This window comes from Bacillus sp. LR--39 (assembly GCF_053613335.1).
Genome location: NZ_JBSIOT010001600.1, coordinates 1 through 517, shown reverse-complemented (window position 1 = coordinate 517; position 517 = coordinate 1). Strand labels below are relative to the sequence as shown.

Here is a 517-nt window from a genome sequence, read left to right as displayed (position 1 = left end):
TTCAGGCAAGAGGCGCATACCCGGGATATATGAAACGCTATCTGGCAGAAAACAATATTGAAATTGAAATGGCTGAAGGCGATGAAGAGCTCTTGAAAGAACATACGGTGGATTATATTGGATTCAGCTACTACATGTCGATGGCGGCGAGCACAGATCCGGAAGAGCTTGCAAAATCAGGGGGCAACCTGCTGGGCGGAGTCAAAAACCCTTACCTCAAATCATCAGAATGGGGCTGGCAAATTGATCCAAAAGGCTTGCGCATCACGCTCAACACCTTATACGACCGTTATCAGAAGCCGCTGTTCATCGTTGAAAACGGCCTTGGCGCTGTAGACAAGGTTGAAGAGGACGGCGCGATTCAGGACGATTACAGAATCAACTATCTGCGTGATCATTTATTTGAAGCGCGCGAAGCCATTGCGGACGGCGTTGAATTAATCGGATACACATCATGGGGGCCAATTGACCTTGTCAGCGCATCTACTGCGGAAATGAAAAAACGCTACGGTTTCAT

General features: G+C 48.0%; 1 pseudogene. It reads left to right on the top strand.

What is annotated here, in order from left to right:
* Positions 1-517 (top strand): annotated as a pseudogene (bglH, locus tag ACWHAR_RS32020) (aryl-phospho-beta-d-glucosidase); the annotation flags it as partial.